Origin of the sequence: Corallococcus interemptor, from assembly GCF_003668875.1 — a bacterium.
Classification (GTDB): Bacteria; Myxococcota; Myxococcia; order Myxococcales; family Myxococcaceae; genus Corallococcus; species Corallococcus interemptor.
Map to the genome: position 1 here is coordinate 20,867 of NZ_RAWM01000115.1, position 9,072 is coordinate 29,938.

5 protein-coding genes are annotated in these 9,072 nt (G+C 71.1%); 1 reads left to right on the forward strand and 4 read right to left on the reverse strand.

The genetic code is table 11. The features are described from left to right. Positions 1–89 precede the first annotated feature (89 nt). On the reverse strand, positions 90–1,700 hold the full coding sequence (locus tag D7X96_RS30155) for a serine/threonine-protein kinase (RefSeq protein ID WP_120546094.1): 1,611 nt from the start codon (positions 1,698–1,700) through the stop codon (positions 90–92). 238 nt (positions 1,701–1,938) lie between these two features. Between D7X96_RS30155 and D7X96_RS30160 the strand changes: the two genes are divergently transcribed. Then, on the forward strand, positions 1,939–6,552 hold the full coding sequence (locus D7X96_RS30160; RefSeq protein WP_121771333.1) for an amidohydrolase family protein: 4,614 nt from the start codon (positions 1,939–1,941) through the stop codon (positions 6,550–6,552). 96 nt (positions 6,553–6,648) lie between these two features. Here D7X96_RS30160 and D7X96_RS30165 read toward each other — a convergent pair whose 3' ends face one another. The 3 genes from D7X96_RS30165 to D7X96_RS30175 all read right to left on the reverse strand — a co-directional run. Beyond that, positions 6,649–7,293: a TetR/AcrR family transcriptional regulator gene (locus D7X96_RS30165; RefSeq protein ID WP_121771334.1), complete on the reverse strand. Its 645-nt coding sequence runs from the start codon at positions 7,291–7,293 to the stop codon at positions 6,649–6,651. A gap of 19 nt (positions 7,294–7,312) precedes the next feature. Next, on the reverse strand, positions 7,313–8,575 hold the full coding sequence (locus D7X96_RS30170) for a metallophosphoesterase (protein WP_120546091.1): 1,263 nt from the start codon (positions 8,573–8,575) through the stop codon (positions 7,313–7,315). Positions 8,576–8,649: 74 nt separating this feature from the next. After that, on the reverse strand, positions 8,650–9,072 hold a 423-nt coding region (locus D7X96_RS30175), incomplete at its 5' end, for a hypothetical protein (protein WP_121771336.1).

Genomic DNA, 9,072 nt, shown 5'->3' on the forward strand with positions numbered 1-9,072 from the left:
GGGCGGGCTCCAGGCGGCGGGGAAACGCGCCGCGTTCTAACGCGCTCCCGGGTCCCGCGCAGCCTGCCTCACCCCAGGACCCCAGGACCTCAGGCCGAGCGCGCGAGCGGCGGCGGCCTGCCCGCGGCCACCGTCTCCACGGTCTCCACGTTCAGCTGCTCCGCCAGCGTCTTCGTGTCGCGCACCACCCGCGCCAGCTCCGCCTGGCCGTGCGGGAAGGGGGCCGCGGGGCCGTCCAGCGCGAGCAGCTGCTGGCGCAGCGCGGCGCCATTGGGCGTGCGCTTCGCCGGGTCCTTCTGCAACAGCTGCATGACGATGAGGTCCAGCGCCAGCGGCACCGCGGGGTTCAGCTGCGAGGGCGGGACGACGTCCTGGTCCACCGCCGCGCGCAGGAGCACCTCTTCGGAGTGGCCGCTCAGCGCGCGCCGGCCGGTGAGGGCCTCGTGCAGCGTGAGGCCCAGGGCGAAGAGGTCCGCCCTCCCGTCGAGGTCCTTGCCCATGGCCTGCTCCGGCGCCATGTAGCCCAGCTTGCCGCGCACGCTGCCGGCCACCGTGAGGTTCGCGCGCACCGCGTCGCGCGCGATGCCGAAGTCCGACAGCTTCACCTCACCAATGCGCGACACCAGGATGTTGGGCGGGTTGAGGTCCCGGTGGACCAGCCGCAGCGGCACGCCGTCCGCGCTGGTGCGCCGGTGCAGGTAGTCCAGCGCGGACGCCAGCTCCGCGGCCAGGAACGTCGCGGCGGCCACGGGCAGCGGCCGGCGGCTCCGCGGCTTGAGCAGCGAGCTCAGCGGCATCCCGTCCACGTACTCCATGGCCAGGAAGTAGGTGCCGCCGTGGCGGCCCAGGTCGAACACCTGGACGATGTTGGGGTGGTACAGCGACGAGCACAGCTCCGCCTCGCGCCGGAACAGGGTCACGAACGCCGCGTCGTCCGCGTACGACGGCAGGATGCGCTTGAGCGCCACCTGCTTCTCGAAGCCGCCCTCCGGTGAGTACGTGGCCCGGTACACCTCCGCCATGCCGCCCGCGCCCAGCCGTTCATGCAGCACGTACTTGCCCATGACCTCCTGCTCGCGCAGGGCCGCGAGCGCGCTGCGGGTGCGCTCCAGGAAGTGCCGCGCCAGCGTCGCCGTCAGCGCCCCCGTGGCCACGAAGAAGAACGCGCGCACGCAGATGAACAGCGGCGCCAGCGTGACGAGCGGCTCTTCCGGCAGCAGCGGCCGCACGAAGCCGAAGTAGAGCGCCAGGTACTCCGCCGCCACCAGCGCGCCCGCGGCCAGCCCCAGGCGCGGGTTGCTGCGCAGGCCCGCCAGCGTCACCAGCGTGCCCCAGATGACCAGCGTGGGCGCGGTGAGCGCGTAGACCGGGCCCTGGTAGCGCAGGTCGAACGTGAGCACCACCGCCGGGATGCTCACCTCAATGAAGACGTTCAGCCACGGGATGGCCGGGTGGAACGCGCCGGAGCGCAGCACCCACCACATGCACGCGTAGTAGCCCGACAGCACCGTGGACAGCCCCATCAGCGCGAACGTCAGGTCCCAGCCCATCGCGGGCCCCAGCGCCGCGGCCACCACCACGCAGATGGCGGACAGGATGCTCATGAAGCGCGCCACGGACAGCTCTCGCGCCTGCGCGTCACGCCGCAGGTGCGCGTCCAGGAAGCGCGACACGGTGCTCGATGGATTCCGGGTAATCATGTCCCCCCACTCTAGAACGTGGCAGGCCGCGTCATCTGCCTGCTCCCCCACACGTTGGGTGCGCCCTTACCACACCTCCCAGCGCCGGGTAGACCTTTGGAGCCCCATGAAGTGGACTTCAGGGGTCAGGTACCGCTGAAATGTTGCACCCCCGCCGCCTGCGGCATGTGAGGCACGGGGGGCTTTCCTTCGTCGCACCTGTTCCTTCTTCAAGCACTGCCTTCGGGCAGGAGGCTTCATGCGCAGCTCCCGTTTATTGCTGGCCGCCCTGGGCGCGGTCCTCGTGTTGGGCAGTGCCTGCAGTTCGGAAGAACCCGAGGGCCGGGCGGTCTGCGGTGACGGAAAGAAGGAAGGCGCCGAGCAGTGCGATGACGGCAACACGGTGGGCGGCGACGCGTGCGAGGCGGACTGCACGCTCCCGGGCACCAAGTGCGGCGACGGCCGGAAGGAAGGCGCCGAGCAGTGTGACGACGGCAACACGGTGGGCGGCGACGGGTGCGAGGCGGACTGTACCCCCACCGCCACCCAGACCGTGCAGTGTTGGGCCACGCCTCCCGCGCCGCTGGCGAACGGCGCCACCTGCGAGGTGACGAAGGCGGGCACGGCCGGGAAGCTCTTCGCCGGCACCGTGCTCAAGGACGGCCAGGTGCTGGTGGGCGGCCAGGTGCTGGTGGACGCCCAGGGCGTCATCACCTGCTCCGAGTGCGACTGCTCGAAGGCGGCCGGCGCCGCGGAGGCCACGGTGGTGACGTGCCCCACGGGCGTCATCTCCCCGGGCCTCATCAACCCGCATGACCACATCACCTTCCCGGGCTCGCCGCTGGCCAGCACCAGCGTGGAGCGCTACGAGCACCGCCATGACTGGCGCGAGGGCAAGAACAACCACACCCGGCTGAACAACCCGTCCAACTCCAAGGCGGCGGCCATCAGCTGGTCGGAGCTGCGCCAGGTGATGGCGGGCACCACCTCCATCGCGGGCGCGGGCGGGCAGCCCGGGCTCCTGCGCAACCTGGACACGGGCGGCAGTGCGGGCATCGCGAACCAGGAGGGCCTGGCGGAGCCGTACGCGGACTCGGACACCTTCCCGCTGGGGGACAGCACCGGCACCACGCTGACGGAGGGCTGCTCCTACGCCTCGTTCCCGTCCTCGGCGACCATCACCTCGCGCACGTCCGCGTACCTGCCGCACATCGCGGAGGGCATCGCGGCCACGGCGCTCAACGAGTTCCGCTGCCTGTCCACGGGCACGGGCAACGTGCTGTTCCCGCGCTCGGCCGTCATCCACGGCGTGGGCCTCACCGCGCGGGAGATTTCGGAGATGGCGGCGCACGGCACGGGCCTGGTCTGGTCTCCGCGCACCAACGTCTCTCTGTACGGCGACACGGCGATGGTGACGGCCTTCAAGCGGCTGGGCGTGCCCATCTCCCTGGGCACGGACTGGATCCGCTCCGGCTCCATGAACCTGCTGCGCGAGCTGCGCTGCGCGGACCACCTCAACACCACGCGCTACGCCAGGACCTTCACCGACGAGGACCTGTGGCGCATGGTGACGGGCAACGCCGCGGACGCGGTGGACATCTACGAGCGCGTGGGCCGCATCGCGCCGGGCAGGATGGCGGACCTGGCCATCTTCCGCCTGGGCACGAACGCGGGCTCGCCGTTCCGCGCGGTCATCGCCGCGGATCCGCAGGACGTGGTGCTGACGGTGCGCGGCGGCAAGCCGCTCTACGGCGACCAGGCGCTGGTGGACGGCCTCAAGGGCGCGGACTCCTGCGACGCGCTGGAGGTGTGCGGCACCCAGAAGGCCGCGTGCTTGAAGTCGGAAATCAAGATGACGCTGAAGGAGTTCCAGGACTCCCCCGACACCAAGAACCTCTACCCGCTGTTCGCGTGCGGCACGCCGCAGAACGAGCCCACCTGCGAGCCCGCGCGCAGCGCGGTGAACACCACCTTCCCGGCGGCCGCCGTCAACGGCTCCACCGTCTACACGGGCCTGGCGAGCGCGGAGGACACGGACGCGGACGGCATCGAGGACGCCGCCGACAACTGCCCCACCATCTTCAACCCCGTGCGTCCCATGGACAACGGGCGGCAGCTGGACACGGACGGCGACGGCGTGGGTGACGCGTGCGACCCGTGCCCCCTGGAGGCCGGCACCACCGCGTGCCAGGCCTTCCGCGGTGACGACGACGACCACGACGGCGTGCCCACCTGGAAGGACAACTGCCCGTTCGTGGGCAACGCGGACCAGAAGGACACGGACGGCGACGGCAAGGGCGACGCGTGCGACGGCTGCCCGGCGGACGCGGCCGCGTGCTCCGTCGAGGACCCGTCCGACTTCGACTACGACGGCATCGCCGCTCCCGGCGACAACTGCCCGCTCGTGGCCAACGTGGACCAGAAGGACACGGACAACGACGGCGTGGGTGACGCGTGCGACCCGTGCCCGGTGCCCAACCCCGGCGGCGCCGCGTGCCCCGCCACCGTCTACGACGTGAAGGCGACGCCCCGCTTCGGCAACCAGTCCCTGGTGGGCACGAAGGTGCTGCTGGACGACGTGGTGGTGACCGCGGTGGATGCGACGAAGTCGGAGCGCGGCTACTGGGTGCAGGTGGCCCGCTACCCGGCGGGCAAGGGCGTGGATGACTCCGGCCTCTACATGTACAGCCTCAAGGCCGGCGTGGCGGTGGGGGACAACATCCGCGTGGAGGGCACGCTGAAGGAGTACTTCGGCCTGCTGGAGGTGGTTGACTCCACGGTGACGAAGAACAGCGTGGGCAACCCGCTGCCGGCCCCGGAGGTGGTGCGCACGGAGGACATCCGCACCAACGGCCCCCGGGCGAAGGCGCTGGAGGGCGCGCTGGTGGAGGTCCGCAACGTCTTCAACACCCGCCTGGAGAACAGCAACCGCGAGTTCATCGTGGACGAGAACAAGGCCGGCAACCCGGCGTCCTCGGGCCTGATGGTGGATGACCAGGCCTTCACCTACCCCACGCAGGTGCTGGGCACCGAGTACATCGCGCTGCGCGGCGTGCTGACGTACAACTTCAACGACCACAAGCTGGTGCCCCGCGGCCCGGCCGACATGGCCCTGCCGCTGCCGGCGCTGACGGCGTTCACGTCCGGCGGCTTCGCGCGCGTGGGCGGCACCCAGGCCCTCCCGCAGGCACTGACGGTGACGCTGGCGTTCGGCTACCCGCTGGACGTGACGGTGGACATCGCGTCGAGTGACACGGCGGCGCTGACCGCGAAGGACGGGAAGGTGGTCATCCCCGCCGGCCGGACGAGCGCCACGGTGGCGCTGGAGGCGAAGGCGCCGGCGGCCTCGGTGACCCTCACCGCGACGCTGGGCGCGTCCTCCCAGACGGCCACGCTGCGTGTGCTGGGCGAGACCGAGGCGGCCACCGCCACGGACCTCACCCCGGCGACGACGGGTGTGGCGCCGGGCGGCACCGCGCGCTTCACGGTGACGTTCGACCGGCCGGTGCCGGCGGGCACCACGCTGGACCCCGTGGTGACGCCCGCGGACTTCGGCACCATCACGGCCCGGAACGTGACGACGGACGCGCTGACGGCGACCTTCGACCTGACCGTGGACGACGCCAGCACCGGCTCCGGCACGGTGACGCTGGGCGGGCTGAGCGCCACGGTGAACACCATCACGGACGTGCCCCGGCTGGCGTTCCTCACCCCGTCCACCGCCACGGTGAACGCGGGCGCGGCCCAGGTGTTCACGGTGACGCTGGAGTCCACTCCGGCGCAGTCCGTGCAGGTGCTGCTGGCGCTGGCCGCTCCTGCGGCCACGCCCTATGGCGCGCTGTCCGCCACGTCGGTGACGGTGGCCGCGGGTGAGACGACGGCGACGGTGACGTTCACCGCCGACGCGGAAGGGGAGGGCGAGGGCACGGTGTCCGCCTCGCTCAACGGCATCACGCGCTCGGCGCCGCTGACCGTGCTGCCTCCGCCCGCGAAGCTCGCCAGCGTCACGCCGGACACGGCGACGGTGGTGGTGGGCGGGACGCAGACGTTCACCGTCACGCTGACCCGCAAGGCCCCCGTGGGTGGCGCGGTCGTGGACGTGGCGTTCTCGGACGCGGGGCTGGGCTCGCTGTCGGACTCGACGGTGACGGTGCCGGAGGGGCAGACAACGGCCACCGTCGTCTTCACCGCCACGCAGACGCCGGGCACCGGCCAGTTCACCGCGTCCTACCAGGGCGTGACGAAGGAGGCGGAGGTCACCGTGGCCGAGGAGCAGGGCCACATCGTCATCAGTGAGATCGCCGGCCAGGGCGTCACCGTGAACGGGGACGACTACATCGAGCTGTACAACCCGACGAACTTCGACGTGAACATCACCGGCTGGAAGCTGCTCTACCGCACGGCGAACACCACCAGCACGACGACGAACTTCACGGTGCTGGCCACGCTGCCTCCTGACGCCATCATCAAGGCCCATGGCTACTACCTGGTCGCGGCCACCGGTTACTCCACGTCGGCGGTTCCCGCGGACCATACGTGGGGCAACACGGACATCTCCGGCAACACGGGCAACGTCCGCCTGGGCACGGCGGACGTGACGGTGGACCCCACGGCCCTCACGGGCGTGGTGGACACGGTGGGCTTCGGCAACGGCCGCACCGTGGTGGAAGGCGCCGCGGCCCCCGCGCCCGCGGGCAAGGGTGGCAGCATCGAGCGCAAGGCCCGGGCGTCGTCCACCGACGCGACCATGGGCGTGGGCGGCGCGGATGAGAAGGCGGGCAACGGCTACGACTCCGACAACAACGCGTCGGACTTCGTGCCCCGCACGGTGCGCCAGCCGCAGAATGCGTCCAGCCCCACCGAGAAGCCGTAGTCACGGCGTCCCGCTGAAATGAAAACGCCCGGTCCCCTCAGGTGGGGGACCGGGCGTCTGTCTTTCCGGGCCGCACGGGCCGGTGGGTTCAGCGCATCAGCCCGGGGGGCCGCGCACGTGGAGGCCGCCGGAGAGGATCATGTCCAGCGACGCCATCAGCGGGTCGTAGTTCACGGTGCTCCGGTACAGGTTGTGGTGCAGCAGGATGCCCAGGTAGCCGCCCATCATCGTGTGGGCCATGTGCACCGGGTCCACCTCCTGACGGAACTCCTGCCGCTTCTGGCCGTAGCGGATCATCCCCGTCAGCACCGCCACGTAGAGCGAAATCTTCTCGCGCAGCGCCTCCGCCACGCGGTCGTTGGACTCCGCGGACTCCGCGGACAGCATCCCGAAGAAGATGCCGTACTCGCGGTGGTAGCGCAGGAACTGCGACGTGCGCGATACGACGAAGACCAGCTGCTCCCGGCCGGACAGGATGCGGCGCTCGGCCAGGAGCGGCGCGAACTCCATCAGGTAGCGGTTGTGCAGCTCCTCGATGGCCGCCAGCAGCAGGTCTTCCTTGGTGGGGAAGTGCCAGTACAGCGCCCCGGGCGTCATCCGGATGGCCTTCGCCAGGTCGGACATCGTCGTCGACAGGTAACCCCGCCGGGCGAACAACGTGATGGCCGCCTCCAGGATTTCGACCCGCGTTCGCGCGGCCCGCTCCTGTTTGATTTCGCGCTTCGCTGGTTCCTTGCCCATTTCCGGGTAAATCTACACCTCACACTGCCAGTAGCGTCACCTTAACGATTTCGGATGGCGCGGCGACGCGCAGGGGCGGGCCCCAGAAGCCGGTGCCCCGGCTGACATAGAGGTGGTTGTCGCCGTCCTGGAAGAGCCCGGCGTCGTGCTTCCAGATGGCGGACACCGCGAGCGTGAAAGGGAAAAACTGTCCGCCGTGGGTGTGACCGGACAGCTGCAGTCCCATGCCCGCCTTCGCGGCCACATCCCAATTGGATGGTTGGTGCGCGAGCAGCACCGCGGCGCGGTCCGGATTCCGGCCTTCGATGGCGGCGTCCAGGTTGTAGCCCTTGGGGCCGGTGCGCATGGACCAGTCGTCCACGCCCACCAGGTCGAACGCGCCGCCCGCGTCTCCAATGGTGACGTGACGGTTTCGCAGCACGTTGACGCCCAGGCCGGTGAGCCCGTCCGCCCAGCGGCTCGCGTTCCAGTAGTACTCGTGGTTGCCGGTGATGAAGTGCGTGCCCGCGCGCGCCTGGAGGTTCTGGAGCGCGGCGACGGAGTGGCGCAGGTCGTTCACCGTGCCATCCACCAGGTCGCCGGTGATGGCGACCAGGTCCGGCTTGAGCGCGTTGGCCCGCCGCACCAGCTCATCCATGAAGCGCCGCTGGATGACGGGGCCCACGTGGATGTCGCTCATGTGGACGATGGTGAAGCCGTCCAGCGCCCTGGGCAGGCCGCGCAGCCGCACCGCGACCTCGTTGACCACGGGCGGATGGAACGCGCTCCACATCCCGTACCCGGTGAGGCCGCCCGCCGCGAGCACCGCGCCACCCGCGGTGGCCCGCGCCAGGAACAGCCGGCGCGCTTCGTCCACGGGGGGCACGGCGGGCACGGCGGCAGGCGGCACGGTGACGGCCAGGTCCGCCAGGGACGGCGGCGCGGCGGGGTCCGGCGCGGGCGTGGCCAGCGGCGCGGCGACGCCCCGGTGTCCGCGCGTGCGCGCCACCAGCCAGCGCACCCCACCCAGGAGCGCCAGGGAGAGCAGCAGGTACACGGCGACGCCCATCCACGTCCACGCGAACACGGCGACGATGAACGCGGAGGGAAGGATGCGCGTCACCACCCAGGACAACAGCAGCGGCACGCACAGCGCCGTCAGCAGGACCTTGCCGGCGGTGCGCCAGGAGCGGCTCGAGGAGGTGTCGCGGAAGAGGCGCCGGTACAGGTAGACGTGGACGTAGACCGACGCGACGCTGACGAGGAGGATGAACAGGATGATGCGCAACGGGCTTTCCACCATGGGAAGCCCATCCTCTCGCGCACGCGCCACGGCGCAACCGGCATGCGCGTGAAGAAGCGTGAAGCGGGGCCTGGCTACTTCCGGGTGGTGCCCAGCTCGGCGCCGATCTGCTGCCACTCCTGGGCGTAGGTGCCGCGGGAGAAGGCGCGCAGGTCGTCCGTCGTCACCGTGCCCCGGGTGAGCGCGGTGTCGAGCGCCCGCACGATGGCCTTCTTGTGCGGCTGCTCCACGTAGGGGTTGTCCTCGCGGAAGACCTCGCCGAAGAGCGTCTCCAGGCGGCCGTCCTGCTTCAGCCGCTCCACGATGCGGTTCTGCGACGCGGGCGCGTCCGCGTGCGCGTGCAGCATGGCGGAGGCGATGCCGCTCTGCGCGTCCGCGTCCGGGAACTCCGACAGAAGCCCCAGCTCGATGTCCGCCTGGGCAATGGACTCGGCCTCCGCCGGCGAGGGCGGGGCCTTCACGGCCGGCGTCTGCGCGGGCGTGGGGCGGCCGGGGGC